This is a genomic window from Kitasatospora sp. NPDC059599, from assembly GCF_042735125.1.
Lineage (GTDB): Bacteria > Actinomycetota > Actinomycetes > Streptomycetales > Streptomycetaceae > Kitasatospora.
Genome location: NZ_JBHWCL010000055.1, coordinates 8,371 through 34,952 on the forward strand (window position 1 = coordinate 8,371; position 26,582 = coordinate 34,952).

Here is a 26,582-nt window from a genome sequence, read left to right on the forward strand (position 1 = left end):
GATCCGCGCCGGGGCCCGGATGGGGCTCTGGCAGGCCTGTCGGGCGGAGCGGTCAGGCGGCTTCGAAGCCCGCGTGGTCGGCGATCTTCTTCAGCTCGGCCAGCGCGTGCTTCTCGATCTGGCGGATCCGCTCGCGGGTGAGGCCGTGCTGCTTGCCCACCTCGGTGAGGGTGCGCTCGCGGCCGTCCTCCATGCCGTAGCGGGAGCGGATGATCGAGGCCGTGCGGTCGTCCAACCGCCCGATCAGGTCGTCCAGTTCCTCACGCCGGAGCATGACCATCACGGCGTCCTCGGGAGACGTCGCCCCGGTGTCCTCGACCAGGTCCCCGAACTGGGTCTCGCCCTCGTCGTCCACCGACATGTTGAGGCTGACCGGGTCGCGCGCCCAGTCCAGCACGTCCTTGATGCGGGCCTCGGTGGTGTCCAACTCGGCCGCGATCTCGGCCGGCTCGGCCTCCCGGCCCAGTTCCTTGGACTTCTCGCGCTGCACCCGCCGGATCCGTCCCAGCTCCTCCACCAGGTGCACGGGCAGCCGGATGGTGCGGGACTGGTCGGCGATGGACCGGGTGATCGCCTGCCGGATCCACCACGTCGCGTACGTGGAGAACTTGAAGCCCTTGGCGTAGTCGAACTTCTCGACGGCGCGCACCAGGCCCGCATTGCCCTCCTGGATGAGGTCCAGCAGCGGGAGGCCGCTGCGCGGGTACCGACGGGCGACCGCCACCACGAGGCGGAGGTTGGAGCGGATGAAGACGTCCTTGGCGCGCTCGGCGTCGGCGGCTATCGCCTCCAACTCCTCGCGCGTGGCGCCGTCGGGGAGTCCGTCCTCGTCCAGCAGGTGCTGGGCGTACACCCCGGCCTCGATCCGCAGCGAGAGCTCGACCTCCTCGGCGGCATCGAGCAGGGGCGTCCTGGCGATCTCGTCGAGGTACATGCCGACCAGGTCGCGGTCGGCCTCAAGGTTGGTCGGGCGGGCCGCGCGAGTCCGGTCGGCCCTGTCGCGAACGACGGCACGGGTGGCCATGCTTGCTCCCTTTGCTGGTGTTGCCGAGGTCTGCCTGCCTGCCCGGAGGGCAAGAAGTGCGGGCCCCACGGGGCTCACACGTAACGATCCAACGAACAGATTCCGGACAACATTCCCAAGTCACTCAGATTCTTCCGCGTGATGCAGTATCCTGCCGGTTTTCACCCCGACTTTGGACGCTCGGTGACCACCCGGGCACCTCCCGTGTCCACGCGCGACCACTCCCGGAGCGGTTTCTTCACCCGACCCTCACGCCCCCGTCGCCTACCCGTTGAACCCGCGAACAGCCGTGCGCGTTCCCGCACGCCGCTCGTTTCCGCCCGCGCCCGCGCCCCGGCGCACGCAGGACCTCCGCACAAACGATGCCGAATCGCTATCGCTGCAGCTCCTGATCGGCACAGGACACTGGGAAGGTGTCAGCCATGCACCTGACCAACAGCACGACGTCCGTCACTGCGCGTAGCCGAAGCCTCTTTCGGGATGCCGCGGTCGCGCTGGGCTGTGCCGCGCTGTTCGGCCTCCTGGCGACTCTGGTGTCGGGCCACTGGCGCCCACTGATCCGCTTCGACCAGGAGTGGATCGGCGAACTGCACATGTACGCCCGGGAACACCGGATCTGGACCGCCTCGGTGCAGACGCTCTCCGACATCGGTGGCACCGTCACGATGCGTACACTCCTCGGGATCGCCGCCGCCTGGCTCTGGTTGATCGGCGCACGGGTGCTGGCCGGCTGGGTCGCCGCCCAGACCCTCGTCGGCTGGGGCGCCCAGTGGGCGCTGAAGGCGGCCTTCGACCGTGGACGGCCCTCCTTCTCCGACCCGGTCTCGCACGCCGGCGGCCCGGCCTTCCCCTCCGGTCACGCCATGGCCTCGACGATCACCTGCGCCGTCCTGGTCGGGCTGCTCTGGTACCGGGTCCAGCGCCGGGGCCGGACCGCCGCCTGCGCGGTCGCGGTGGCGACGGTGCTGACGATCGGCTGGACCCGGGTCGCGCTCGGCGTGCACTGGCCCAGCGACGTGCTGGGCGGCTGGCTGGCCGCCGGAATCGTGTTCGGCGCCGTGACCACCGCGATCGAGCTCTGGCGGCCCGGCGCCCTGGCCCGCGACGTCCGGCGGGTCAACTGGCGGACCAGGCCCAGGGTCCAGCGGGTCATCGTGCCCTCCGTCCGGCCGCCCCACACCCCCGACCCGCTGGCCGACGCCCCGCCGGACGACCGGGGTCCGACCGACCTGGGTCCCGCCGACGGCGGCGCCCAGCGCAGTGGCGCCCAGGACTCCCACGCTCGGGACGGCGGCGCCCAGGGCTCCCACGCTCGGGACGGCGGCGCCCAGGACTCCCACGCTCGGGACGGCGGCGCCCAGGACTCCCACGCTCGGGACGGCGGGGCTCCGGGCGACGGTGCGCTGAGCAGGACCGCCGATCGACGGAGCGCAAGCGCCGACTGAGCCACCGTCACCTGGGCGGGGCCGTCCGATAGCGTGGCCGCCATGTCCACCACCCCCGTTCCCGCCACCACCACCGGACTCCCCGGACTGCCCGGGCGGCCGCTGCGGATCGCCACCGTCCAGGCCCAGGCCGTGGCCGGCGACATATCCGCCAACGCCGCCCAGGCCGCCGAGTTGATCCGCGAGGCCGCCGGGGCCGGTGCCCGCCTGGTGCTGTTCACGGAGAAGTTCCTCTCCGGGTACGAGCCCGACCTGATCCGCACCGACCCGCTCAAGTACGCCGTCCAGCCCGGCGACCCGCGCCTCGCGCCGATCGCCGACGCGTGCCGCGGGACGGGGACCGTCGCCGTCGTCGGCGCCGCCGTGCAGGACGGTGCCGACCTGCTGATCTCCGCCCTCGTCATCGGCGCGGACGGCAACGTCGTCACCCGCTACGACAAGCAGCACCTCTTCAAGTCCGAACGCGACCTCTACCGCCCCGGGACGGCCGGCTGCACCCTGGAGCTGGACGGCTGGCGGCTCGGTCTCGGCGTCTGCTACGACTCCGGCTTCCCCGAGCACGCCCGCGCCGCCGCGCTCGACGGCTGCCACGCCTACCTGGTCGGCGCGCTGTTCAGCACGGGCCACGGCTACCACGAGTCCCGGGTCTGGTTCCCCGCCAGGGCGCTCGACAACACCCTCTACACGGTGCTCGCCAACCACATCGGCCGCACCGGCCCCTGGCAGACCTGCGGCGCCAGCGCGGTCTGGGGGCCGGACGGCCGCCTGATCGCCGAGGCGAGCGAGGACCGCCGCGAGGTCGTCGTCGTCGACCTCGACCCCACCGTCCTGCGCACCACCCGGGAGTCGGAGACCCTGCTCGCCGACCTCGCCCTCGCCACCGGACGCCCCGCCGCGGAACGCACCCGGTTCCGCCTGGCCTGACCCGGACGGGCGGCCCGCCCCGGTGCCGGCCGCCTCCGCCGGTCGGGGCGGGAGCCGGCGCCCGGTGGGACAGGTGGGCGGCCGGGCCGGCGCCCGGTGGGACCGGTGACCGGTCAGGACGCGCCCCTGAGCCCGGCCGTTCCGTCGGCCCCGGTGGTCCGGGAGCGCCGCAGCCCGCGGGGCGTGGTCCCGGGGAACGCCGAAGGCCCCCGCCGGGTCCGGTGGGGGCCTTCGCGGGGTCGGGGCCGGTCAGGCCTTGCCCGGGAGCGTGCGAACGGTGCGCCAGGCGTAGGCGAGCAGCAGGGCGGTCAGCGCCAGGAACACGGCGCCGGTCACCAGCTGGGCCTCCCAGAAGTGGCTGTTCGCCTGGTACTCGACGGCCGTACCGCCGTCCGCCAGCCGGGTCACCGAGGTCTGGTGCCCGTCCAGGACCGCGATCTGGTAGTCCGACACGGTCCGGCCGAAGGTGGCGGTGGTGGTCGGCGCGATCGAGGTCGCCAGCTTCGGCATCAGCAGGGTCATCGCGATCTGCGCGATGAGGCTGATCCCGATGGCCGGGACGGCCCGGCGGGTCGCGGCGGCGGCGGCCAGGCCGGTGGCGATCGCGCACAGCGAGCTCAGCACCAGGTAGGGGCCGTGGGTGCTGAGGTAGGCCTCGCTCATGTGGTCGTGCGCGACGAAGACCGGGCGGTGCATCCCGCTGACCATGACGGCGCCGGTGAGTGCCAGTCCGGAGACGACGGCGGCGAGGATCGGGAGGGCGGCCCGGCTGAAGAACCAGCGCGAGCGGGTGGTGCCCTGGGTCCAGGCCCAGACACTGGTGCCGGTCTCGAACTCGCGGGCCAGCATGGGCGCGGCCCACACGACGGCGAGCAGGATGGCGAGGTAGGGCGCCAGGCCCTGGGTCATTCCGCTGCCCGGCTTGCTCGACAGCTCCCAGTAGCTGGAGGGGAAGTAGAGCAGCAGCGCGACGCCGGTGACCAGCAGCGGCAGCCGGTCGAGCCGGAGGGTGTGCCGAAACATCTGTGAGCCTTGCCTTTCGGGGTCGATCGGCTGTCGGACCAGCCGGCCGTGGGGTCAGTCCGCGTCGCGCGGGGCGGCCGTCCCGGCCTGGGCGCCGCGCAGGGTGCCGAGCACGATCTCGGTGAGCGAGGCCGAGTCGGGCGCACTGCCGCCGTTCGCCCGCACCCGTTCGGCCAGGCCGTCGACCGGCCCGTCGAGCACGATCCTCCCGCCGGCGAGCACCAGCAGCCGGTCGCAGACCGGTTCGAGGTCGCCGATCACGTGCGAGGAGAGCAGGAAGGAGCGCCCGCTGGCGGCCGCGATCTCGCGCAGCCGGGTCGAGACGTCCTCGCGGGCGAGCGGGTCCAGGTCGGCCATCGGCTCGTCGAGCACCACCAGCGGCGACCGCTTGGCCAGCGCCACCGCGAGCGCGACCTGGGTGTGCTGTCCGCCGGAGAGGTCCTGGCAGCGCCGGGCGAGCGGGATACCGAAGTTGTCCAGCCAGTCCCGTGCGAGCCGGACGTCGAAGCCCTCGTTGAGCGCGGCCGCGTACCCGAGGATCTCGCGCACCCGCAGCGCCCGGTACAGGGGCCGCTCCTGGGAGAGGTACGAGACGGCCGGGGGTTCGCCGAACACCACGTCCTTGCCGGCGATCTCGATCCCGCCGGCGCTGCTGCGGTCCAGTCCGGCGATCAGCCGCAGCAGTGTGGACTTCCCGGCGCCGTTGAGCCCGACCAGGGCGGTGACGGACGCCTCCGGCAACTCGAACTCGCAGTCCCGGAGCACCCAGGTGTCCCCGTAGCTCTTCCCTACGCCTTTGGCTTGAAGCACCATCATGCGCGCGCCCACCCCATGAGCTCTTCCCCCGTTGCGCGTGCACCGCAATTCCCGGGCCAATTTCGACATGTGCACGACATTTCGACTATATACCAGCGGTCCCAACAGGGTCCAGGCTCACCAGGCCGCCCTCCGAGGCTAACTGACGTTTCATCATCTGGCCGACCAACTCGAACACGCGAACCCGGAGAGCGAGTTCGGGACAGGCCGTGGTGACCACGAGTTCGTCCGGCCGATAGGCGTCGACCAGTTCCGATACCTTCCCGCCGACCTCCTCGGGCACACCCGCCAACACCGCGAAGCCGTCCGGAGAGGCCACCGCGGGCCGGTATTCCCGGAGTTCGCGCCAGGACGGCAGGACCCCGGCGGGCAGGGCGGACCCCCGCCCGGGATCCGCGATCCAGTCCACCAGCGAGCGCAGCGCCCGGGCGTCCCGCGGGTCCTCGGCGACGGCCGTCCGGACGCAGACGCCGACCCGGGGTTCACTGCCGAACGGACCGGGGCGGAACTCCTCGCGATAACGCTCGACCACCTCCGGGCGGAGCTCTCCGTGGACGAACTGGGCGAAACAGAACGGGAGTCCGTGCCGGGCGGCGGCCAGTGCCCCGCCCGTCCCGGATCCGGTCAGCCAGAAATCCGGTCGCCCGGATTCCGGAAGTGAACGTTCCGGCCCCTCCGAGGTCAGGATCCGCAGCAGTTCCGCGAGCTTCTCCTCGTACGGCGCCTCGCCCTCGCGCGCCAGCCGGCGGCTCACCGCAGGGACCGCCCCCGGGCCGCGGCCCACCCCGAGGTCGATCCGGCCCGGGAAGAGCCGCTCCAGCAGGTTGAAGGTGGTCGCCACCTTCAGCGGCGCGTAGTAGGGCAGCAGCACCGAGGCGGTGCCGACCCGGATCCGGCCGGTCGCCGAGGCCGCAGCCGCCACCAGCACCTCGGGCGAGCCGCAGCCGCCCGAGACGCCGTGGTGCTCCGCCACCCAGAACCGGTGGTAGCCCAGACGCTCCGCCGCGACGGCCAGTTCGACCGCCTCCCGGGCGGCCCCCGCCGGGCCGCTCCCGTCGTAGATCATCACCTGGTCGAACGCTGTGAGCTTCATCGCCGCCTCACGAGTGGGACTGGGACACGGATTCGCGGTCGGTCGCCTGCGCGTGGAACATCCGGGCGTAGAGCCCGTCGAGCTCCAGCAGTTCCCGGTGGCTGCCGTCCTCGACCAGTCGGCCCCGGTCGAACACCAGCACCCGGTCGGCCCGGACCACCGAGGAGAACCGGTGGGCGATCAGGACCGAGACCTGCCCGTCCACCGCGGTGGTCAGGGTGTCGAGCAGCGCCGCCTCGGTGATGGTGTCCAGCGCGGCCGTCGGCTCGTCCATCACCCGCACCCCGGCCCGGCGGACCAGGCCGCGGGCGATGGCGAGCCGCTGCCACTGCCCGCCGGAGAACTCCACGCCGCCCTGGAAGGACCGGCCCGCCTGGGTGTCGTAGCCCTCGGGCAGGGTCGCCACGTGCTCGTGGATGCCGACCTCCTCGGCCGCCTCGCGGACCCGCTCCGGCCCCCGGTCGGGCTGGTGGACGGCGCCGAGCGAGATGTTCTCCCCCACCGTCAGCTGGTACTCGACGTAGTCCTGGAACACGTACGAGATCCCGTCGCGCAGGCTGTCCGGGTCGTAGTCGCCCAGCGGCACGCCGTCCACCAGGATCTCGCCCCCGGTCGGCTCGTACAGCCGCCCCACGAGTTTGCCGACCGTCGACTTCCCCGCGCCGTTGAGCCCGACGATCGCCGTCACCTCGCCGGGGCGCAGCGTGAACGACACCCCGGACAGCGCGGCCCGGCCGGCCCCCGGGTACCGGAACGAGACGTCGCGGAACTCGATGCCGGTCGAGAGCCGGGCGGGGAAGGAGCGGTCGCCGCCCTCGGTCTGCTGCGGGTCGATGGCCAGGAACTCGACGACGTTGCGCAGGTACAGCTGGTTGACGTACATCCCGGCCACCCCGCCGAAGAACTGCTGCATGCTGCTCTGCAGCATGCCGATCGCCGGGATCACCGCGAAGAGCCGCGCCAGGTGGCCGGCGTCGCTGCCGGCCAGGATCGCGGTGGCCTGGGCCCCGAGCGTCAGGGCCGCGGTGAGGACCATCATCGGGATCGCCAGCCGCACGTTGCGGTCGGCCAGCCGCAGGTCCGCCCCGACGATGCGGGCGAGCAGCCGGCCGTGGTTGGCCTGCAGCACCGGGCCGAGGCGGAAGGCCAGCACCTCCTTCATCGAACCCGGCTGGGAGGCGAGGTGCTGCCAGTAGGTGAGCCGCCGCCGCTCCTCGGACCGTCCGTGCTCCAGGGCGTGACCGCGCCGGCCCTGGACGATCTGGGAGACGATCGCCGGGAAGGGCGCGAACATGGCGAGCACGGCCACCCGGACGTCCAGCGTCCAGAGGATCGCTCCGACCGAGCCGAAGGTCACCACCTGGGTGGCCACCTGGATCACCTGGTTGAGCATCAGCCCGGGCCGGAAGTTGACCTCCCGGACGGCTCGCTGCAGCGAGTCCTGCACCCGCGGGTCCTCGACCTGCGACAGCGAGAAGCCGGCCGCCCGCCCGATGATCCGGTCCGCCAGGCCCGCGGACAGGCGGCTCTGGCAGCGTTGCATGGCGCGGTTCTGGAACACCGCCATCAGCTGGCCGGCCAGGCCCAGCGCACCGAGCAGGACCAGGAAGCCGATCGCCCCGGACACCTGGCCGCCGGCGCCGGCGGCGTGCACCAGCGCGGTCGCGAACGCCGCGGTCACCTTGACCTGGACGCCCGGGAGGGCCCCCGCGCCGACGGCGAACAGCACCACCTGGACCGTCGCCCGGCGGTCCGACTGCCAGGCCAGGCGCAGCACGGTCAGCGCGGGCGCGACGTCGGCCGGCAGCCTGGCGACCCGGCTGCGGATCCGGCGCACGGGGTTCACCCGTCCCCCCGGGCCGCCGCACCCCGCTGCTGGCCGACCACCCGGTCGAGCAGCCGCCGCCACACCCCGTAGGCGGCCTCCTCCTGGTCCCGGGGCAGGCCCATCCGGTTGCAGTGCATGTGCAGCAGGGCCCGGACCACACCCGTCCGGTCCGACCAGAGCTCACCGGTCTCCGCCCGCTTCGCCAGCTCCCGGACGTACCGGTCGCCGTCCTCCTGCCAGAGCGACTCCACCAGGCCGAGCACCCGGGCGTCCCGGCCCGGCTCGGTGTGGCCGCGCCAGAGGTCCCTGGCCGCCGCGCGGTACTCCGGTCCGCCGGCCGTCGGGCCGGACATCGAACGGGCCATCGCGTGCCGCTCGGCGAAGTCCGGCAGCAGGATCCGGCCGACGCGCTCCAGGCTGAGGCCGGTCAGCGCGATCCGGTCGAGGGCCGGCGCCGAACCCTCGGGCAGCGGCTCGGACAGGTGCCCCAGCAGGGCCAGGGCGGCGGCGCTGTCCCGCTGGAACAGCACCTCGGCCCGGTCGATGAGGAACGGCCCGCCGTACCGCTCGACCTCCCGGCGGTAGACCGGGAAGGCCAGGTCGGTGATCCGCCCGTCCGCCATCAGACCGTGCGCCCACCCGGCGACGTGCCCGAACACGTCCCGGGCCCGGTCCTGGTCCGGGACGTGGACGCGCAGCCGCAGGTGCGGGGCCGGGTCGACGTAGCGGAGGAAGAACGGGTGGCCGGTGCCGAAGCGGTCGCCCAGCTCGGCGGCCAGCGCGGCCACCTCCCCGGTCAGCAGACCGTCCAGCGAGTCGCTCTCGGCGTACAGCTTGGCGTACACCCACTCGCCGCCCGGGGGCCGCAGCCGCTGTTCCTCCGCCACCCGGTACGGGCCCCGGGGCAGCGGCGGGCGGGCGGCGGGCGGCGCGGCCGACAGCACCGGGACGACGACCTCGGCGACGAAGTCCTCGCCCCGGCCGTCCCGCAGGAAGCCGTCCCCGGGAGCGGGCATCGCCTCCTCGACCTGCAGCGCGAAGCCCTCGGCGTGCTTGCCGGCGGCCAGCCTGAGCTCCTCCAGCGAGGGCGCGCTCTCCAGGTCCAGCAGGAGGGTGTTGTCGCTCTGGGCCAGGTGGCAGAAGCGCGGCACCGACCAGCGCGAGCGCCAGTCCGCGACCGCCGCCGCGAAGTCGGCGAGCCGACCGGTGCACCCGGCCGGCACGTCGCGGTCGGTCAGCAGCCAGCGCGCCCGCTTGACCACCAGGTCACGCCAGACCAGCCGGGGCAGGAAGGGCATGCTCGACGCGAGCTCGCCCCAGTCGAAGGGGGCGGCGCCGCGGAACTGCGTCGCCGAGACCTCCAGCAGGAAGCGGCAGACGTTCGGTCCGGACAGCGGGTTCAGCATGGTGTTCTGGGTGACGTGCAGCTCGCGCTCCAACGCCCGGCTGTACAGGTAGAGTTCGCCGTCCCGCACGCCGACCAGGATGTCGTCCAGCGCGAGCACCCGGTCGGCCGGGAGGCCCGGGGCCACGTTGAGCGGCAGCTCCAGCTCGCGGAGCACCGGGCGCAGCGACACGTTGCCGGCCCGGGCCTTGGCGGGCAGGTAGGTCAGCTCGACCACGGCCAGGCCCGGCAGCCGCTCCTCCTCGGCGGCGGCCAGCCCGCGCAGGCGGTCCTGGAGTTCGTCCGTCAGCAGGTCGTGGAAGCGGGCGAAGGTCCGGCCGCCGAAGGCCACCCCGGTCTCGGTGACGACCCCGCGCCAGCGCGGGTGCGAGGGCGAGGGCGGCAGCACCTGGAGGTGCACGTCCAGCGCGGGGGTCGGTTCCCTGCGGTCGTTCGGCCTCGTGCCGGCCGCCCGCAGGTCCGCCAGCGTCCGCTCGTCCAGGACGAGTTCGCGGGAGCCGGCCGCCAGTGCGGTCGCCACCATCCGGCCCAGGACGGCCTCGCGCTCCTCGCGCCCGTGGTCGGGGGTGACCGGCTGCAGGTCGAATCCGCGCGGCGGGTTGCGGTAGCCGGTGGGCGCGCCGAGGCCGGTCTCCGGGGAGAGCAGTTCGAGCAGCGGAACCTCGGCCTGGGAGCCGTACCGCTCGGTGAGCGCGGTGGCGTAGTCGCGCAGCCGCTGGGGGTACTTGAAGACGGTGCCGACGGTGGTAAACAGTTCGGCGGCGTCCTCGGCCAGCCGCTGGACGTCGGCCGGCAGGCCCGGCCGTCCGGGCAGATCCAGCGTCGAGTCCACCTGCAGGAAGTGTCCCTGGTAGTCGGCGTCGACCTCGGCGCCGAGCGGTTCGACCGTACCGAACAGGCCCGGCAGGTCGCTGGTGCGGCCGTGCCGGTTGAACGCGGCCACCTCCTGCTCGACCCGGCGCAGCGCGGCCAGGGCGTCCGGCGCGAGAGCGGTGCCCAGTTGCGCGGCGGCGTCGCTCCGGCCGGGATCGCCCAGCAGGGCGGGCCGGCGCGAGGTGATGAGGAAGTCCAGCCGGACCAACTGCCGCAGCAGGCCGAGCACCTGGTCCTCCGGCACGGAGGGGTACTGCTCCGTCAGCAGGCCGGCCAGTTCGCCGAGGGTCCGCGGCCGGCGGGCCGCCTCCAGCACCAGGCGCACGGCCGGGGACCAGCGCACCGAGGCGGTCCGGCGGGTCCCTTCGCCGTAGCCGTCCGCGACGGAGAGCCAGGCGCGGCCGCGGCCCAGGTGGGTCAGGTCGTTGGTGCGCAGTTCGAGGTCCGGACGCGGTTCCGCGGAGTCGGCGGCCGACTTGAACAGGTGGAGCATCCAACCGGAGTCCAGCCGGGCCCGGGAGGAGCTGATCGCGGGGCTGCCGAGAACGGGGGCCGGTCCGTCGCCGAAGAACCCTCCGGCGACACCGGCGACCGTGCTGAGCGGCGTGGGGCGCGCGCTCATCCGGTTCAGGTAACGGCCCAGGCTCATCATCGCCCGGTGGCGGTCCTTGGGTGCCAGGGTGTCGAGCCGGTCGACGGCCTGCGCGAGGTCGGGGGCCGCCATCCGGATCGCGGAACGCACCTGGGGGTCGGCCCACAGCTCCAGCAGGCCGCGCAGGTAGCCGTCCTCCCAGTCGGCGGGGACGGCCGTCGCCGGGTCGCCGGCGCAGGCGGCGAGCAGGTCGGTCAGGCCGCGGGCCGGCAGGGCGGGGGCGCGGAGCAGGAAGAAGTCGGTCGCGGTGTAGGAGCTGCGGCCGGCCCGGGGGGCGCGGCCGTTCGGCTCCGTCCGGTGGGTGTGCGTCGCGGTCATCGGGCCGCCGTCCTTTCGCCGCTCCGGGCCGGGGTGAGGAAGAGCAGTTCGTCCCAGTCCGCCACCTCCGGACGGACGGCGGCGGAGAGCGCCAGCAGGGTGCCGGCCGCGCCGGTGAGGAAGCCGGGGTCGTCGACGCGCTGTCCGGCCTCGGGTTCGTCCGCGACCAGGAACGGCCGGTCCGGGTCGGCCAGGCCGACGACCGCCGCCAGGCTCCGGTCGGCCATGTCGCGGAACTCCTCGACCCCGGTCTCGGCGTGGGCGCGACGGTAGACGGCGGCCATCCCGGCGTGCCCGTGGCACAGGGTCGGGGCGAACACGTGGCGGTACGCGGGATCGGTGTCGAGGACGCGCCTCAGCGCGCCGATCGCGGTCTCCCGCAGGTCCGCGTCGTCCAGGACGGCGGCGGCGGCCAGCAACCCGGTGCCGATGCCGGGCGCGCCGTAGCACCAGGCCGCGCGGGAGGGCTCCTCGGCCGGGTCGTGGACGGGGCGCAGGGTGTGTTCCTCCGCCTGGAGGCAGACCGCCCAGCCCGCCCGGGGGTCGGGGTCGGCGGTCCGGTGGAGCACCAGCCACTCGGCCAGGTCGGCGACCTTCCCGGTCACCCGGGAGCCGCCGTAGCCGGCCGCGGCGGCGGCGGTGAACGCGCCGAGGATGCCCGGCAGGCCGTGCGCGAAGCCGAGGTTGTACATCCCGTGCGGGGCGCGCTCGGCGTACCAGGGGAAGGCGGGCGGGTAGTGGGCCGGCGTCATCAGCCAGCCGAAGCGCTGCTGCCCGTCCGCGGCGGTGACGGCGTCGAGGTAGTCGACCAGCTCGTCGATGGCGGTCCGCAGCGGGGAGCCCTCGGGCGCGCCGACGACCGTCGCGAGCCGTACGGCCGCGGCCAGTTGCCCGGAGGCGCCCTCGACGACGTCGTAGGCGGTGAACGGCAGGCCGGTTCCGGGGGCGGGTCGGCGGGTGGCGGCGACCTGCTCGCCGAAGCTGTCGGCGACCCGGCGCAGGGACGGCAGGTAGCGCTCGTCGTGTTCGGCGAACGCGAGGAGGACGGAGGCGAATCCGGCGGTGCCGGTGTACAGGCCCGGTCCCGAGTAGGGGCGCTGCGCGGTGCCCGCGGCGGCGCTGCGCAGCACGGCGCGGGCGCCGTCCAGCAGCCCGGAGTCGTCGAGGGCGCGGCCCGCGCAGAGCAGGGCCAGGGCCATGCCGGGGTGGCCGTTGGCCAGGCCCAGCCGGTCGTGGTGCAGGTGCGGCCGGTCCGGACCGTCACCGGAGGCCGTCCTCAGGGCGAAGTCCGCCAGGCGGTCGGCGATGCCCCGGGTGAGCCCGGTCAGCGCTGTTCCATCGTTGGGCTCGGCCACAGTGGGGCTCCCGATCTCGCAGTGGATCCGGCTCGCGCCGGGGTCGTCTCAGGGACGGCGCGGGGCTCCCGGCCCCATGGTGCCGGGAGCCCCGTGCCCGATCAGGTGCCGTCGCTCCGGGGAGCCACGGCTACCGGACCTGCGGGCTTCAGCAAACGCTGGAGCCGGCGCAGCCGCAGCTGCCGCAGGTGTCGGTGTACTGGCAGTCACAGGAGTAGTGGCAGGAGTAGCAAGTGCTGCCCATGCTCAGGAAGCCATCGGGGGACGCGGCGACCGGGGCGGTGGCCACGCGGACGTCGAGGTCAAAGTCGTTGTTCGACATATCTCTCCTCCGTGCTGTTGATTTCGGACATTTGCCCCCTCCGCACAAGCGGCCGGCCTCGGCGAAAAAAACCGGGGCGGCGGGGCGAAAGCATTTCTAGCACGACGTCCACGGCGATCGAAATATTAACGCAGTATTTCACTCCGTTTCGGCCACGGGAGACTGTCGAGCAGCTTTACCGCCCCCACACATCCACAGGCCAGAGCCCGGCGACGACGCAATCAGGGCATGCCCGGGTGGCCGAATCGCAACGGCCACCCGGCCGATTCACCCGATTTGCCGCCACTCGCGAATCTCGCGACGACTGGGCCCTCTCGGCCGGAAATTCGCGAATACTCCGCCCAGCCGGACCGGCAATTGCCCGACGAAATCACCGGAGGTTCAATTACCGGTCGCACACAATGTGAATCGTCAATTCCGGTACCGGGTCACGGCCGGGTTCGTCGACGGAACGACCTCCGACCTGGGCGTCGGTGCGGGTGAGCGGGGTGGGGCCGCTGGGACGGGCCGGAGGATCTGCCGGTGGACGATCTTGACCATGCGCGGGCGAGCGCGCGGACGGGCAGGCAAGCCCGGCCGGGAGCGGCAGAACGGGCCGGACGGAAGGCGGACGGGCCGGGGGCGGGCGGTGCCGGGGGCGGGCAGTGCCGGGGGCGGGCAGTGCCGACGGTGTCAGCGGTGCCGGCGGTCCCGCCGGGAAAAGGAACAGGCCCCCGACCCGGAGTGGGTGGGGGGCCTGTGGCCTTCGTGCTGGTCGTGCCCCAGACAGGAATCGAACCTGCGACACCGGCTTTAGGAGAGCCGTGCTCTATCCCCTGAGCTACTGAGGCGTGGCCCGGCTGTGGCGAGGCCGCTCACAGCGTACCGGATCGGGGGTGGGGAGCGGGGTGGTGGACGGGGTGCGGGTGGGAGCACGGGTGCCGACGGGGTGTCAGGGCGGGTCAAGTAGCCTGCCGGGAGGTGCCCGGTCCGCCCGGCACGCCGCGTGAAGGAGACGAAGGACCCGATGAGACCTGCTGTGCGCCCGGTCGTCCGACTGCTGGGGCAGGTGTGGTTGTGGCCCGCGCTGGTGATGCTGGCGGTGGGCGGGTACCGGCTGGGGACGCCGGACCTGTGGCGGGACGAGATAGCGACCTCGACGGTGGCCACCCGCTCGCTGGGCGACCTGCTGCGGCTGCTCCAGCACATCGACGCCAGCAACGGCGCGTACTACCTGCTGATGCACGGCTGGACGGCGGTCTTCGGCGACTCGACGGTGGCGCTGCGGATTCCGTCGGTGCTGGCCATGGCGGGCGCCGCCGCCTTCGTGGCGCTGACCGCACGGCGGCTGTTCGGCGGGCGGGTCGCCGCGGTCGGCGCCGGCCTGCTGTTCACGGTGCCGCCCCTGGTCTCCCGGTACGCCCAGGAGGCGCGCTCGTACGCGCTGGTGACCTGTGCGATCGCGGCCGCCACCTACTTCCTGCTGCGGGCGCTGGAGCGGCCGACGTGGCGGCGCTGGGCGCCGTACTGTGTGGCCATGGCCGTGGCCGGCGCGGGCCACCTGATCTCCTTCAGCACGCTGGCCGGGCAGGCCGCCCTGGTCGCGCTGCACCTGTGGCGCACCCGGGAGGCCCCGGACCGGCGGCTGCGGTGGCAGTACCCGCTGGCGGTCGCGGTCGCCGCGCTGCCCGTGCTGCCGGTGGTGCTGCTCGGCAGCAGCCAGTCGGACCGGCAGCTGGGCTGGATCACCACGCCGTCCCTCAGCCGCCTGGCCAACTTCGGCGAGCACCTGTTCGGCTCGGGACCGGTGTTCTACGTCTTCGTGCTGCTGGCCGTGCCGGCGCTGGCGTTGCCCGGCCGGCGGCTGCAGGCCTGGCAGGTGCTGCTGCTGGCCGAGCTGCCGGTGGTGAGCGTCTGGCTGGTGTCCCGCCTGGGCGGCACCTCGTACTTCATCGACCGGTACCTGCTGTTCACGGTGCCCGCCTGGGCGGTGCTGGCCGGCGGCGGGGTCGGGGCGGCGTACGGCGCGCTGGTGGCCCGCGCGCGCCGCGTCCCGGAGCCTCGGAGGGCCGTCGCGGCGGCCGGGCTGCTGGCGGTGGGGCTGCTCGCCGTTCCGGCCGTGGCGGCGTTGCCCGAGCAGCCCGCGGTGCGGTACGTCGGCTCGCACAACGGCTCGGAGGAGCCGTTCAAGGCGGCCGCCCGAACGATCGCCGCCGGTTACCGCTCCGGGGACGGGATGGCGGCCCCGCTGGGCAACCAGTCGTGGGCGATGGTCTGGCCGGGCGTCAGCCACTACCTGCCGTCGGACGTGCACCTGTACCCGGTGTTCGTCGCGCAGAGCGCCGACGACGCGGAGGACCTGTCGCCGACGGCCTGTGCGAAGCCCGAGGCGTGCCTGGGCCCGGTGTCCCGGATCTGGCTGCTGGTCCTCGGCGACACCTCCGACCCGCTGGGCACCATGCCGACGGACCAGGCGCAGGTGCTCCGCACCCAGTACGGGGACCCGGACGAGGTGACCCCGCTCGGCGGGTTCACGCTCGCGCTGCTCGACCGCGACACGTAGGCCCGGCGCGGGACCGCGCGTCCGGCGCCGGGGTGGGGAACGAACGACGAAGGGGAGCCGGTGCGGACCGGCTCCCCTTCGTCGTTCAGCAGTTGAGCAGTTCAGCGGTTCAGCGGTTCCAGCAGTTCAGCGGTTCGGCTGTCCCGGCTGTCCCGGCTGTCCCGGCCGCCTCGACGGCTCACAGCGTGCGCAGCAGTCGGGACTGGATGGACGCCGGGTTGAGGTCGGCCTGGAGGGCCACCGGGACCTCCGCCTTGTTGTCGCCGGCGCCCACCCGCAGCACGCCGACCTCCTTGCCGGCCTTCTCGGTGTGGCCGATCTTCGACGCGTCCAGGGTGACCGTGCCGGAGATGCCCGGGAAACCCGCCACCACCAGGTCCTTGGTCGCGACCAGCGGGACCTTGCCGCCGAGCCCGTCGTCGACCGAGCCGACGACATCACCCTGCTTGACCACGGTCTGGCCGGTCACACCGTTCTGCGCGGCCTGGATCTGCTTGCCGCTGACCTTGAGCACGGTCGGCAGGATGCCGTCGTTCGCGGCGGGCGAGGTGGCCTGCTGCCCCAGGGTGACGCCGAGGATCAGCCGCTTCACGCCGCCGATCTCCTTGTAGGCGGCCCACATCAGGCAGCCGCCGGCCGGGGTGCTGGAGCCGGTCTTGACGCCGATCACCCCGGTCTTCGGGTTGATCAGGTTGTTGGTGTTGGGGATCCGCGCGTTGTTGAAGTTGGTCTCCGGGGTGGAGACGATCTGGCGGAAGATCTCGTCCTGCATGACCTGCTCGGCCAGCTTCAGCTGGTCCTTGGCGGTGGACTTGGTGTCCGCGTTGTAGCCCGCCGGGTCCGCGTAGATGGTGTTGGTCATGCCGAACTTGGCTGCGGTGTCGTTCATCAGCTTGACGAACGCGTCCTCGGAGCCGGAGTGGAAGCGGGCGAGCAGCCGGGCCACGTTGTTGGCCGACGGCAGCATCAGCAGCTCCAGCGCCTGGTACTCGGTGAGCACCTGGTTCTCGGTGAGCGTCACCTTGGACTCGTCGACGTTGCCGGACTCCTGCGCGGCCTGCTTGTCGACGACGATCTTCGGGCCGCTCTCCCCCTTCTTCAGCGGGAACTTCTGCAGGATCAGGTAGGCGTTCATCACCTTGGTGACGCTGGCGATCGAGGCCGGCGTCTCCTGGCCCGAGCTGCCGAGGCTGCCGACGCCGACCACCTCGGCCGCGGACTGGCCCTTGGCCGGCCAGGCGAGGTCCAACTGGTCACCGGAGAAGCTGTAGCTGCCCGTGGCGGTCATCTTCACCTTGGCGTCCGGCAGCGGACGCAGCAGCTGGGCCACCACGGCCACGCCGAGCACCACGGCGAGGAAGACGGTCCAGATGGTCGCCCGCTTGAGGGCGCGGCGCAGCGGCGAGACCGGACGGGCGTTGAGGGAGGCCAGGACCTCCATCGCCTCCGCGGTGGTCTCGGGCGAGGGCAGCGGCACCGGAGCGGGCAGCGGCTCGGGCTTCGGCAGCGGCGGGCCCGGCGGCACCGGCCGCGGGTCGGGATCGGGCAGCGGCTTCGGGGGCGGCACGGGGACCGGCACGGGCTTGGGAGCCGGCTTCGGCTCCGGCTCCGGTTCCGGCTCCGGTTCCGGCGACGGCTCGGGCTCCGGGACGGGCCGGGGCTTCGGCTCGGGCACGGTGCCGGCCGACGCGGCGGCGGTGCGCGGCGGCGCGGGCTTCTCCGGCTTCTCGGCCTGCCCCGACTTCTGACCGGGCTGCCCGGTCTCGGTCAGCGCGACGGGGGAGGCATCGTCGGCGGAGGCGTCCTCGGAGGAGGTGCCCTCGTCGGGGGCGTCGTCGGTGCCCTCGGTGTCCTGGGCGCTCGCAGCCTTCTCGGGCTTCTCGGCCTTCGCCGCCTTCTCGGGCTTCGCGGCCTTCTCGGGCCCGGCGGACTTCTCGTCCTTGCCCTTCGCGGTGGTGGGAGCGGCCTCGGCGGCTTCGGTCGCTGCCCCGGCAGCCGCGGTCCCGCCAGCCTCGGCCTCGGCAGCCTCGGTCCCGCCTTCGGCGGGCTCGACCGCCTTCGCCGGCGCCTTGGTGTCCGCCTTGGCGTCAGTCTTCTCCGGCGCCCGGTCCGCCGTCTCCTCCGCCCCCGCCGCAGCGGTCCGCATGGCGAGACGCGGGTCGGCGGCGGGCGGGCGCTCGGCGGGCTCCTTCGCCGAGGCGGCGGCCGGAGCGGCCTTCCCCTTCTCCCCGTCACCACCGGAACTCGGCTTGCCCGCGGGCTTCACCAGCTCTTCGGGCAGCCGCAGCGCGGTGGTCTTGTTGTCCACCGGCAGTCGCAGCATCGTCGTCTTGCTGTCCACATCCCGGACGCGGAGCTGTACGGTCGAGCCGCCCTTGGCCCCCGTCGCCGGAACCTCGTCCGGCGCCTTCGCGGCGCCCTCGGCGGACGACTCCGAGGACGGCTTCGCGGACGCCTTCGGGGGCGTCTTCGCGGGCGTCTTCGGGGACGCCTCCCCGGAGGTCTCCGCAGCGCTGTCCGAGGAGCCGCCCGGGGAGTTCCCGGCTGACGCCCCGGCAGCAGCCGGGCCGGAGCCGCCCCCGGCGGACCCGGCGGACCCGGCGGACCCGGCCGCCGCACCGGTCCGTTCGCGTTCGCGGTCCTGCTCCCGCCCGCCGTCCCTCAGCACCCTGTCGGGGGACTCGCCCACGTATCCCAGCCTCCTCAACGCCCGGCGGGGCACCGGCGAACCCGATTTCGGGAAGCCGACGCCCCGCCCCGTGTACCTGTACAGTCTCCGCCACCGGCGGCCGTTCCCACCGCGCACACCCCGCCCGACCGGCCCGTATTGCCATCGCCCGGCCGCACCGCGGTCCGTTCACCGATCAGACGCCGGGCCCGCGGCCCCCGGTTCCGCGCCTTCACCGCAAGGTCACGATTCGGAGGCGTACTCGACAAGCCCGTGTGAGAGGCGTCACCCTGTCTCTCATCCACGCGGGGAGGCTTGGATGGGCAAGAGCCGCAGAACTGTTCCCGAGGAACTCTTGCTGCTCGCTTTGGACCCGACCACGGGTACCACGGCGCAGCCGCAGACCCTCGACCTCGGACTCGCCGGGGCCCAGCTCGTCGAGCTGTCCCTGGCCGGACGGATCGTACCGGAGGGAGACCGGATCGCTGTCGTGCTCGCACGGCCGACCGGTGACCCGACCCTTGACCACGCACTGGAACTGCTGCGCCGACGCGGCAGTCCGGTTCGCGCGGCGCACTGGATCGGCGGACCGCGGCTCGGGCTGCGGCAGACCTATCTGGCGCACCTGGAGCGCTGCGGCATGGTGACCGCCGTGGCGGGCCAGGTGTGCGGGGTGCTGCCGACGACCCGGTACCAGGCGTCCGACGACTGCACCAACGCCGCGATCAAGCAGCGGCTGGACACCGCGATCCGCACCGGCGTGCCGCCGGACCCGCGGACCGCGGCGCTCGCCGCGCTCGCTCACTCGGTGGGTCTGGGCAAGCACCTGTACCCGGGCAACGAGGGCCGGTCCTCGCGGTCGCGGCTGCGCGACCTGATCCGGTACGACCCGCTCGGCGGGATGGTCGCGCACGCCGTGATGGACGTGCAGAACGGCCTGCCGACGCAGCAGAACCGTTCCCCCCAGGGCCCCGGCCCCGGGTCCGCCCCTGCCACCGGCCGCTCCGGCGCCCGTACTGCGGGCCGGGGTTCGGGCGGGCGGGTCCCCGCTTCCCGGGTCGGCGTCCGCTGACCCGGGGACGCCGCGGCGGTCCGGTGACCGGAGCGGTCCGGCGTTCGGATCCGTCCGCTGGTCCGAACGGTCCGGTGACCGGAGCGGTCCGGCCGGTCCCCGGTGGACGGGCCGGCGCACGGTACACCGTCCGACGCATCCGCGGGCACGCCTGACGGCGCGTGTCGCCCCGTCCGCGCCTCCGGGAGGCGCCGAGCGACCCGCCGCACGACCCGAACCACCGGCACCACCCGCGCCATGAGCACCACGAGCACCACCAGAGGCAGCACCGAGGGGCGGTCGCCCCGCGACGCAAGTCGCCCGGCGACCGCCCCTCTTGCCGTCCCCGGAGGCCCGCAGCGGTCCGCTCCCACCCGTGCCAGGGGCATGTGCGGGGGCGGCCCCGAGGGGCGTCCGCCGTACTACCCGTCCGAGTCGTCCAGCCGCATTACCACCTGGGGGCTTTCGCTGTCTCGCGGAAGCACTTTTCCGATGATCTGTTCTACCGCGCTGCTGTGATTCCCCGGCGCCGACCTGGCCCAAGGTGACATGCTGCTCCAAGTCAGGGGGGTTGGTCCCAATGTCCGAAGTGTTCCGAGGACTGCCGTTCCAACGATCACGAGAGGTCCGGCCGGAGGTCGAAGTGTCCGCCAACGTCAATCCCACCGTCCGCCGCCGACGCCTCGGCTCCGAACTGCGCAAACTCCGCGAGGGCCTCGGCATGACGGCGGAGGAGGTCGCCGGCCGGCTGATGGTCTCCCAGTCGAAGATCAGTCGCCTGGAGAACGGCCGCCGCAGCATCAGCCAGCGCGACGTGCGCGACCTCTGCGACGTGTACAAGGTGGCCGACGACCAGATGCGTGCCAGCCTGATGGAGATGGCCAAGGAGTCCCGCCAGCGCGGCTGGTGGCACGACTTCAACGACATGCCGACCCCGTACAGCGTCTACATCGGGCTCGAAGCCGAGGCCTCCTCGATCCGCGCGTACGAGTCCTCCTTCGTCCCGGGCCTGCTGCAGACCGAGCAGTACGCCCAGGCCGTGGTCGAGGGCACCCAGCCGGACACCGACGCGAACGCCGTGCAGCGCCGGGTGCAGGTCCGGATGAAGCGTCAGGAGCGCGTCCACGGCGAGAACCGGCTGGGCAGCCTGTGGACCGTCATAGACGAGGCGGTGCTGCGCCGAGAGGTCGGCAGCAAGGGGGTGATGGCCCGGCAGCTGCAGCAGATGCTGGAGCTCAGCCTGCGCCCGAACATCACCATCCAGGTGATCCCGTTCTCGCACGGCGCGCATCCCGGCATGACCGGGACATTCTCCCTGCTGGAGTTCCCGGAGTCAGCCGATTCCACGGTTGTCTACTTCGAAGGTGTGACGAGCGATCTCTACCTGGAGAAGGAGGCTGATGTGCGCCGCTATACCGGTCTGTACGACTACCTGAGGGCGGCCGCACTCGGTGTCGCGGAGAGCCGGTCGCTGATAGCCGACATCGAAAAGGAATTCCACGAATGATCACCCCGCCCGAGCACGGAACCCGATGGCGCAAGAGCAGTCACAGCGGCGGCCAAGGCGCCTGTGTGGAGATCGCCCTCCCCGGCGCGGGGGAGGTGGCGGTCCGGGACTCCAAGGATCCCCGGGGACCCCACCTCCGCTTCTCGACCGAGGCCTGGAACGCCTTCGCCTCGGCAGCGGCGGCAGGCGGCTTCGGCGAGCTCCCGGGCTGACCCGCCCGAGCGGTTCCGTACCCGGACCGGTTGCCCGTAGCGGTGTCCGTCGCCCCTCGGCGGCCGTCGGCGCTACGGGCAACTGCCGTTCCAGGGGGCGGCCCCGGGCCGGACACGGCCTACCGGTCGGGCCGGCCCGGGCGGTGCCTCAGTCCGTCACCGGGTAGCGGGCGCACCAGCCGGAGCCCTCCGCCGTCCGCCGGTCGTGCAGCTCGGCGCCGTGCATCAGTTCCAGCACGAAGTCGTCGGCGAGTTCGAGGATCGCGGCGCGCCCCTCGACTCCCGCCACCAGGCCCGGCGGCAGCGCGGTGTCCCCGTGCAGCACGCCGAGCAGGTTGCCGCAGATCGCCCCGGTGGAGTCGCTGTCCCCGGAGTGGTTGACGGCGAGCAGCAGGCCGGAGCGGACGTCGTGGGCGACCAGCGCGCAGTAGACCGCGATCGCCAGCGCCTCCTCGGCGACCCAGCCCTCCCCCAGCGCCTCGACCCGCTCCGCGGAGGGCTCGCCGGCCCGTACGGCGTCCAGCGCGGCCCGCAGCGCGGCGGTGGTCTCCTCGTGCCCCTGCCGCTCGGAGAGCAGGGCGAGCGCGAGGTGGACGCCCTCCTCCAGGGTGCCGCCGCGGGCCACCGACTGGATGACCACCGCGAACGCGCCCGCCGCGAGGTAGCCGGTGGGGTGGCCGTGGGTGAGCACCGAGCACTCGACGGCGAGCTGGAACACCAGGCCCGGCTCCCAGGTGGTGAGCAGCCCGAACGGCGCCGCCCGCACCACCGTGCCGCAGGCCTTGGAGTGCGGGTTCTTGGGCCGGTCGAGGGTGCCGAGCCGCTCGGCGTCGGGCCCGGTGAGGCCGGACAGGCAGCCCTGGCCGGGGGCGCGCTGGGCGTACAGCCACTCCTCGCGGCCGAGCCAGCCGAGGTCGGGGCGGCGCTCGTCCGGGCCCCAGTCGCGCTGGGTGGCGGCCCAGCGCAGGTAGGCCAGGTGCAGGTCGGTGGGCGGGTGCCAGCTGCCGGTGTCGCGCCGGATGTGGGCGCGGATGAGTCCGTCGACGGTGAACAGGCTGAGCTGGGTGTCGTCGGTGACGGCGCCCGTGCGCCCGTACGCGGGGACGTAGCCGGTGACGCCCTGCGGGCCGTACTGGGCCCTGATCTTCTCCAGCGCCTCGAACTCGACACCGGCGCCGAGCGCGTCGCCGATGGCCCCGCCGAGCAGGCAGCCCCGCACCCGGCTGCGGTAGTCCTGCTGCTGGGCGCGTGACCACAGTGGCATCACGACGGGGCGCCTTTCCTCGGAGCGGGGGCCGCGCACGACGCTCGGCCGGTCGCGCGCCCTCGCACTGTACTTCGACGGCCCGTACGGATCGACGGCATCCCTCGAACTGCAGTACCCGCTTCCGGCTCCCGCTCCCCGGAGCCCCCGCCCACCCCGGGCCCGGCCGCCGCGCCGGCGGCGGCCGGGACACCACGGGGTCGCCGCCGGGGCACCGCGGGGTCAGTCCAGCACGGGCAGCAGCTCCGGCAGGTGCCCGTCCGAGGCCAGCGCCGCGGCCTGCCGCTCGGCCGGCACCTCGCCGTAGGTGGTGGTGCGCTGGCGGTGCGGGCGGCCCGCGGCCTCGGCGATCGCCCGCAGGTCGCGCACCGACTTGTAGCTGCCGTACGCCGAGCCGGCCATCCGCGAGATGGTCTCCTCCATCAGCGTGCCGCCCAGGTCGTTGGCGCCGGAGCGGAGCATCTCGGCCGCGCCCTCGGCGCCCAGCTTGACCCAGCTGGTCTGGATGTTGGGGATGTGCGGGTGCAGCAGCAGGCGGGCCATCGCCACCACCGCGCGGTTGTCCCGGGCGGTCGGGCCGGGCCGGGAGACGCCGGCCAGGTAGACCGGGGCGTTGGTGTGGATGAACGGCAGGGTCACGAACTCGGTGAACCCGCCGGTCCGCTGCTGGATCTGCGCGAGCAGCCGCAGGTGGCCGAGCCAGTGCGCCGGGGTGTCCACGTGCCCGTACATCATCGTGGAGGAGGAACGGATGCCCAGTTCGTGCGCGGTGGTGACCACCTCGACCCAGGTCGCGGCCGGCAGCTTGCCCTTGGTGAGCACCCAGCGGACCTCGTCGTCCAGGATCTCGGCGGCGGTGCCCGGGATGGTGTCCAGGCCGGACTCCTTGGCCCGCTGCAGCCAGTCGCGGATCGACAGCCCGGTGCGGGTCGCGCCGTTGACCACCTCCATCGGGGAGAAGGCGTGCACGTGGATGCCGGGCACCCGCTCCTTCACCGCGCGGGCGATGTCGAAGTAGGCGGTGCCGGGCAGGTCGGGGTGGATGCCGCCCTGCATGCAGACCTCGGTGGCGCCCACCTCCCAGGCCTGCGCGGCCCGGTCGGCGACCTGCTCCAGGGAGAGGGTGTAGGCGTCGGCGTCGGTGCGGCGCTGGGCGAAGGCGCAGAAGCGGCAGCCGGTGTAGCAGACGTTGGTGAAGTTGATGTTCCTGGTGACGCAGTAGGTGACGTCGTCCCCGACGGCGTCGCGGCGCACGTCGTCGGCGATCCGGCAGAGCGCGTCCAGGGCCGGGCCGTCCGCGTGGAAGAGCGCCAGGGCATGGTCGTCGGTCAGCTTCACCGGGTCGTCCGCCGCCACCGCCAGGGCCTCCCGCAGGTCCCCGGCGAGGCGCTCGGGCGCGCCCTGCGCGAGCACCTGCTCGCGCAGCACCTCCCAGTCGCCGTACACGTCCTCGAAGTCGGCGCGTCGGTCACCGGTGCGGCCCTCGGTGTCGATGGTGGCGTGCAGGTCGGTCCGGCCGTACGACGCCGGCAGGTCCTCCGGCTCCTGCCAGGGCAGGCCGCGGACCACCGCGTCCGGGTTCGCCAGGCCGGTCTCCGGGTCGGCCAGGGCGCGGACGTGCGGCAGCACCCGCGGGTCCAGCCAGGGCTCGCCGCGGCGCACGTACCCGGGGTAGACGGCGAGCCGCTCGCGCAGCTCGAAGCCGGCCGCCGCCGACCGCTCGGCCAGGCGCTCGATCTGCGGCCAGGGGCGCTCGGGGTTGACGTGGTCCGGGGTGACCGGGGAGACCCCGCCCCAGTCGTCGACGCCGGCCTCGATCAGCCGCTCGAACTCGCCGTCCACCAGGTTCGGCGGGGCCTGGAGGCAGGCGGCCGGGCCCATCAGGTGCCGGGCCACCGCCACGGTGGCGACCAGCTCGTCGAGTTCGGCGTCCGGCATGCCGCGCATCGCCGTGTCCGGCTTGGCGCGGAAGTTCTGCAGGATCAGCTCCTGGACGCCCTGGTAGGCGCGGGAGACCTTGCGCAGCGCGAACAGCGACTCGGCGCGCTCCCGGTACGTCTCGCCGATGCCGATCAGCAGGCCGCTGGTGAACGGGACCGAGCTGCGCCCGGCGTCCTCCAGCACCCGCAGGCGGACGGCGGGTTCCTTGTCCGGGGAGCCGAAGTGCGGACCGCCGGGCTCGCTCCACAACCGGGTGGCGGTGGTCTCCAGCATCATGCCCATCGAGGCGGAGACCGGCTTCAGCCGCTGGAAGTCCGTCCAGCTCAGCACCCCGGGGTTGAGGTGCGGCAGCAGACCGGTCTCCTCCAGGATGCGGATCGACATCGCCCGCACGTAGGCGATGGTGTCGTCGTAGCCGTGCGCGTCCAGCCACTCGCGGGCCTCGGGCCAGCGGTCCTCCGGCTTGTCGCCGAGCGTGATCAGGGCTTCCTTGCAGCCGAGTTCGGCCCCGCGCCGGGCGACCTCCAGCACCTCGTCGGGGGACATGAACATCCCCAGGCTTCGCCCGGGAGGTGCCCCCACCGTGCCCCGAGCAGCCCGGCGCAGCTTGCCGGGCACGGTGGCGAAGGTGCAGTAGTGGCACTTGTCGCGGCACAGCCGGGTGAGCGGGATGAACACGCTCTTGGAGTAGGTGATGACCCCGGGGCGGCCGGCCGCCTCCAGGCCGGCGTCGCGCAGCCGGGCGGCGCTGGAACAGAGTCCGCGCAGGTCCTCGCCCCTGGCTTGCAGCAGTACGGCGGCCTCGGTCACGTCGAGGGCGACGCCGTCCCTGGCGCGGCGCAGGGCGCGGCGCATCGCGTTCACGGTCGGGGGGTTGCTTGCGTCCGTGGCGGTTCCGTCCATGGCGCGACCCTACGCCAGCGGTGGTACTCCGGGATGAGTAACCCTGAGGCCGTATCAGGGTCGACATACCTACGAAGGCCAACCCGATCTGGCCCTGCAGGGCGATGACGGCGGCGGCGCGGCATCCTCTAATGGAAGGGCAAGGCCAAGCGCACGTGTTCGCAGAGGAGTTGAGTACGCCATGACCAATGAGACGGCGACGGGGGACGAGCTGGACGGCGGCGTGCCGTACCGCTCGCGGCGGCGCGTGCTGGTGCGCGCCGCGGTGCCGCTGGCGGTGGCCGCGGTGATCGCCGCGGGGGTCGGGCTGGTGCCCGCGCTGGCCGCCGACTCCCCGCCCGACCTGCCGACCCTGACCGCGGAACAGGTGGTCGCGAAGGCCCTCGGCTCCGAGGCCCAGAGCCTGTCCGGGACGGTCTCGGTCAGCACCGACCTCGGCCTGCCCACCCAGCTGCTGGGCGCGGCCGGCGGGATCGGCGCGGCCGCGGGCGGCCACGGCGGGGACGGCGCGAGCGCGTCGGCGGACCCGCAGGCCAAGCTGCTCGGCCTGCTCGGCGGGGACCGCACGCTGCGGGTCGCGGTGGACGGCCCGGACCACCAGCGGGTCGACATGATGGAGAACATGGCCGGCTACACCGTCGTCCGCAACGGCGACCAGGCCTGGGCCTGGGACAGCTCGACCAACAGCGCCGTGCACCTGACCGGCCGGGCCGGCGACAAGCACCCCGCGGCCCCGCTGTCCCAGCTGCCGACCACCCCGCAGGAGGCGGCCCGGCAGTTCCTGACCGCCGGCGCCGGCACCACCTCCGTCACCGTGGCCGGAACGGCCAACGTGGCCGGGCAGAAGGCCTACCAGCTGAGCGTGAAGCCGACCCAGAGCGGCTCGACCGTCGCCGAGGTCCGGATCGCGGTGGCCGCCGACAACGGCGTGCCGCTCGCGGTGGCGGTGAAGTCCACCGACGGCACCACCGTGCTGGACGTCCACTTCACCGACGTCTCCTTCGCCAAGCCGGCCGCCAAGACCTTCGACTTCGCGCTGCCCAAGGGCGCCAAGGTGACGGAGCAGAAGGCGGACGGGGCAGCGAAGGAGCACGAGGCGGCGAAGGAGCACGGGGCCGCGGCCGACACCGCCAAGGGCGGCCACGACGGCACGAACGTGATCGGCGAGGGCTGGACGGCCGTGTTCACCTCGCAGGTGCCCGGTGCCCCGGTCGCCGCGCCGAAGGGGGACGGCAAGCACGGCGGCCACGCCCCGGTGAACCCGCAGGGGCTGATGAAGTCGCTCGGCAAGCAGGTCGACGGCGGCACCCTGATCAGCACCAAGGTGCTCAACGTCCTGCTCACCGACGACGGCCGGGTCTTCGCCGGCGCGGTGACCCTGCCGGTCCTGCAGCACGCCGCCGGGGTGAACTGACG

The 26,582-nt window shown here is 73.5% G+C and carries 18 protein-coding genes and 1 tRNA gene; 7 read left to right on the top strand and 12 right to left on the bottom strand.

The window, feature by feature from the left end:
• Positions 1 to 52 precede the first annotated feature (52 nt).
• Positions 53 to 1,024, bottom strand: a complete 972-nt coding sequence (locus ACFV04_RS20365) for a sigma-70 family RNA polymerase sigma factor (protein WP_360259220.1) — start codon at positions 1,022 to 1,024, stop codon at positions 53 to 55.
• A gap of 422 nt (positions 1,025 to 1,446) precedes the next feature.
• Between ACFV04_RS20365 and ACFV04_RS20370 the strand changes: the two genes are divergently transcribed.
• The gene (locus ACFV04_RS20370; RefSeq protein ID WP_380530831.1) at positions 1,447 to 2,469 is read left to right on the top strand and encodes a phosphatase PAP2 family protein; all 1,023 of its coding nucleotides are present in this window, start codon (positions 1,447 to 1,449) and stop codon (positions 2,467 to 2,469) included.
• A 42-nt stretch (positions 2,470 to 2,511) separates the two neighbouring features.
• Complete coding sequence (locus ACFV04_RS20375; protein WP_380530833.1) at positions 2,512 to 3,393, top strand: carbon-nitrogen hydrolase family protein; 882 nt, start codon at positions 2,512 to 2,514, stop codon at positions 3,391 to 3,393.
• A 249-nt stretch (positions 3,394 to 3,642) separates the two neighbouring features.
• Here the strand turns inward: ACFV04_RS20375 and ACFV04_RS20380 are convergent, their stop codons facing one another.
• From ACFV04_RS20380 to ACFV04_RS20415, 8 genes are all read right to left on the bottom strand, one after another.
• Positions 3,643 to 4,416 (bottom strand): hypothetical protein, encoded by a 774-nt coding sequence (locus ACFV04_RS20380; RefSeq protein ID WP_360259211.1) that lies wholly within the window; start codon positions 4,414 to 4,416, stop codon positions 3,643 to 3,645.
• 54 nt (positions 4,417 to 4,470) lie between these two features.
• On the bottom strand, positions 4,471 to 5,232 hold the full coding sequence (locus ACFV04_RS20385) for an ABC transporter ATP-binding protein (RefSeq protein ID WP_360259209.1): 762 nt from the start codon (positions 5,230 to 5,232) through the stop codon (positions 4,471 to 4,473).
• 85 nt (positions 5,233 to 5,317) lie between these two features.
• Entirely contained in the window at positions 5,318 to 6,325 is a 1,008-nt protein-coding gene (locus ACFV04_RS20390) for an MsnO8 family LLM class oxidoreductase (protein ID WP_380530836.1), read from the bottom strand.
• 7 nt (positions 6,326 to 6,332) lie between these two features.
• Positions 6,333 to 8,162, bottom strand: coding sequence for an ABC transporter ATP-binding protein (locus ACFV04_RS20395; protein WP_380530838.1), 1,830 nt, complete (start codon positions 8,160 to 8,162; stop codon positions 6,333 to 6,335).
• Between the two features lie 5 nt (positions 8,163 to 8,167).
• Positions 8,168 to 11,401, bottom strand: coding sequence for a lantibiotic dehydratase (locus tag ACFV04_RS20400; RefSeq protein ID WP_380530841.1), 3,234 nt, complete (start codon positions 11,399 to 11,401; stop codon positions 8,168 to 8,170).
• Entirely contained in the window at positions 11,398 to 12,756 is a 1,359-nt protein-coding gene (locus ACFV04_RS20405; protein WP_380343200.1) for a lanthionine synthetase LanC family protein, read from the bottom strand. Before ACFV04_RS20405 ends, ACFV04_RS20400 begins: the two co-directional genes overlap by 4 nt.
• 148 nt (positions 12,757 to 12,904) lie before the next feature.
• Positions 12,905 to 13,078, bottom strand: coding sequence for an FDLD family class I lanthipeptide (locus tag ACFV04_RS20410; RefSeq protein WP_360259199.1), 174 nt, complete (start codon positions 13,076 to 13,078; stop codon positions 12,905 to 12,907).
• A gap of 757 nt (positions 13,079 to 13,835) precedes the next feature.
• Positions 13,836 to 13,908 (bottom strand) — tRNA-Arg (locus ACFV04_RS20415).
• Positions 13,909 to 14,084: 176 nt separating this feature from the next.
• On the opposite strand from ACFV04_RS20415, the gene ACFV04_RS20420 reads away from it, so the two are divergent.
• Entirely contained in the window at positions 14,085 to 15,620 is a 1,536-nt protein-coding gene (locus tag ACFV04_RS20420; protein ID WP_380343195.1) for a glycosyltransferase family 39 protein, read from the top strand.
• A 178-nt stretch (positions 15,621 to 15,798) separates the two neighbouring features.
• Here ACFV04_RS20420 and ACFV04_RS20425 read toward each other — a convergent pair whose 3' ends face one another.
• Positions 15,799 to 18,309 carry a hypothetical protein gene (locus ACFV04_RS20425; RefSeq protein ID WP_380530844.1) on the bottom strand — a complete coding sequence of 837 codons (2,511 nt, stop codon included), beginning with the start codon at positions 18,307 to 18,309 and terminating at the stop codon, positions 15,799 to 15,801.
• Between the two features lie 298 nt (positions 18,310 to 18,607).
• Here ACFV04_RS20425 and ACFV04_RS20430 point away from each other — a divergent pair, with 298 nt between their 5' ends.
• The 3 genes from ACFV04_RS20430 to ACFV04_RS20440 all read left to right on the top strand — a co-directional run bounded on the left by ACFV04_RS20430 (position 18,608) and on the right by ACFV04_RS20440 (position 21,058).
• A complete protein-coding gene (locus tag ACFV04_RS20430) occupies positions 18,608 to 19,360 on the top strand; it encodes a GPP34 family phosphoprotein (RefSeq protein WP_380343190.1) in 753 nt (250 codons plus the stop codon).
• A gap of 622 nt (positions 19,361 to 19,982) precedes the next feature.
• Complete coding sequence (locus ACFV04_RS20435; RefSeq protein ID WP_380343187.1) at positions 19,983 to 20,846, top strand: helix-turn-helix domain-containing protein; 864 nt, start codon at positions 19,983 to 19,985, stop codon at positions 20,844 to 20,846.
• On the top strand, positions 20,843 to 21,058 hold the full coding sequence (locus tag ACFV04_RS20440; protein WP_380343184.1) for a DUF397 domain-containing protein: 216 nt from the start codon (positions 20,843 to 20,845) through the stop codon (positions 21,056 to 21,058). The genes ACFV04_RS20435 and ACFV04_RS20440 overlap by 4 nt, the downstream gene beginning before the upstream one ends.
• A gap of 148 nt (positions 21,059 to 21,206) precedes the next feature.
• On the opposite strand, the gene ACFV04_RS20445 is transcribed toward ACFV04_RS20440, so the two are convergent.
• Together ACFV04_RS20445 and ACFV04_RS20450 are read right to left on the bottom strand one after the other, a co-directional pair.
• A complete protein-coding gene (locus tag ACFV04_RS20445) occupies positions 21,207 to 22,322 on the bottom strand; it encodes an ADP-ribosylglycohydrolase family protein (protein ID WP_380343181.1) in 1,116 nt (371 codons plus the stop codon).
• Positions 22,323 to 22,544: 222 nt separating this feature from the next.
• Positions 22,545 to 25,166: a bifunctional FO biosynthesis protein CofGH gene (locus ACFV04_RS20450; RefSeq protein WP_380343178.1), complete on the bottom strand. Its 2,622-nt coding sequence runs from the start codon at positions 25,164 to 25,166 to the stop codon at positions 22,545 to 22,547.
• A 181-nt stretch (positions 25,167 to 25,347) separates the two neighbouring features.
• On the opposite strand from ACFV04_RS20450, the gene ACFV04_RS20455 reads away from it, so the two are divergent.
• Positions 25,348 to 26,580 carry an outer membrane lipoprotein carrier protein LolA gene (locus ACFV04_RS20455; protein ID WP_380343175.1) on the top strand — a complete coding sequence of 411 codons (1,233 nt, stop codon included), beginning with the start codon at positions 25,348 to 25,350 and terminating at the stop codon, positions 26,578 to 26,580.
• Positions 26,581 to 26,582: the final 2 nt, after the last annotated feature.

Excerpts from the sequence above, each read along its gene's own strand:
- ACFV04_RS20365 (WP_360259220.1), bottom strand. The coding sequence starts at position 1,024 with ATGGCCACCCGTGCCGTCGTTCGCGACAGGGCCGACCGGACTCGCGCG.
- ACFV04_RS20440 (WP_380343184.1), top strand. The coding sequence starts at position 20,843 with ATGATCACCCCGCCCGAGCACGGAACCCGATGGCGCAAGAGCAGTCAC.
- ACFV04_RS20380 (WP_360259211.1), bottom strand. The coding sequence starts at position 4,416 with ATGTTTCGGCACACCCTCCGGCTCGACCGGCTGCCGCTGCTGGTCACC.
- ACFV04_RS20445 (WP_380343181.1), bottom strand. The coding sequence starts at position 22,322 with ATGCCACTGTGGTCACGCGCCCAGCAGCAGGACTACCGCAGCCGGGTG.
- ACFV04_RS20450 (WP_380343178.1), bottom strand. The coding sequence starts at position 25,166 with ATGGACGGAACCGCCACGGACGCAAGCAACCCCCCGACCGTGAACGCG.
- ACFV04_RS20410 (WP_360259199.1), bottom strand. The coding sequence starts at position 13,078 with ATGTCGAACAACGACTTTGACCTCGACGTCCGCGTGGCCACCGCCCCG.
- ACFV04_RS20385 (WP_360259209.1), bottom strand. The coding sequence starts at position 5,232 with ATGATGGTGCTTCAAGCCAAAGGCGTAGGGAAGAGCTACGGGGACACC.
- ACFV04_RS20455 (WP_380343175.1), top strand. The coding sequence starts at position 25,348 with ATGACCAATGAGACGGCGACGGGGGACGAGCTGGACGGCGGCGTGCCG.
- ACFV04_RS20430 (WP_380343190.1), top strand. The coding sequence starts at position 18,608 with ATGGGCAAGAGCCGCAGAACTGTTCCCGAGGAACTCTTGCTGCTCGCT.
- ACFV04_RS20390 (WP_380530836.1), bottom strand. The coding sequence starts at position 6,325 with ATGAAGCTCACAGCGTTCGACCAGGTGATGATCTACGACGGGAGCGGC.
- ACFV04_RS20420 (WP_380343195.1), top strand. The coding sequence starts at position 14,085 with ATGAGACCTGCTGTGCGCCCGGTCGTCCGACTGCTGGGGCAGGTGTGG.
- ACFV04_RS20375 (WP_380530833.1), top strand. The coding sequence starts at position 2,512 with ATGTCCACCACCCCCGTTCCCGCCACCACCACCGGACTCCCCGGACTG.
- ACFV04_RS20370 (WP_380530831.1), top strand. The coding sequence starts at position 1,447 with ATGCACCTGACCAACAGCACGACGTCCGTCACTGCGCGTAGCCGAAGC.
- ACFV04_RS20400 (WP_380530841.1), bottom strand. The coding sequence starts at position 11,401 with ATGACCGCGACGCACACCCACCGGACGGAGCCGAACGGCCGCGCCCCC.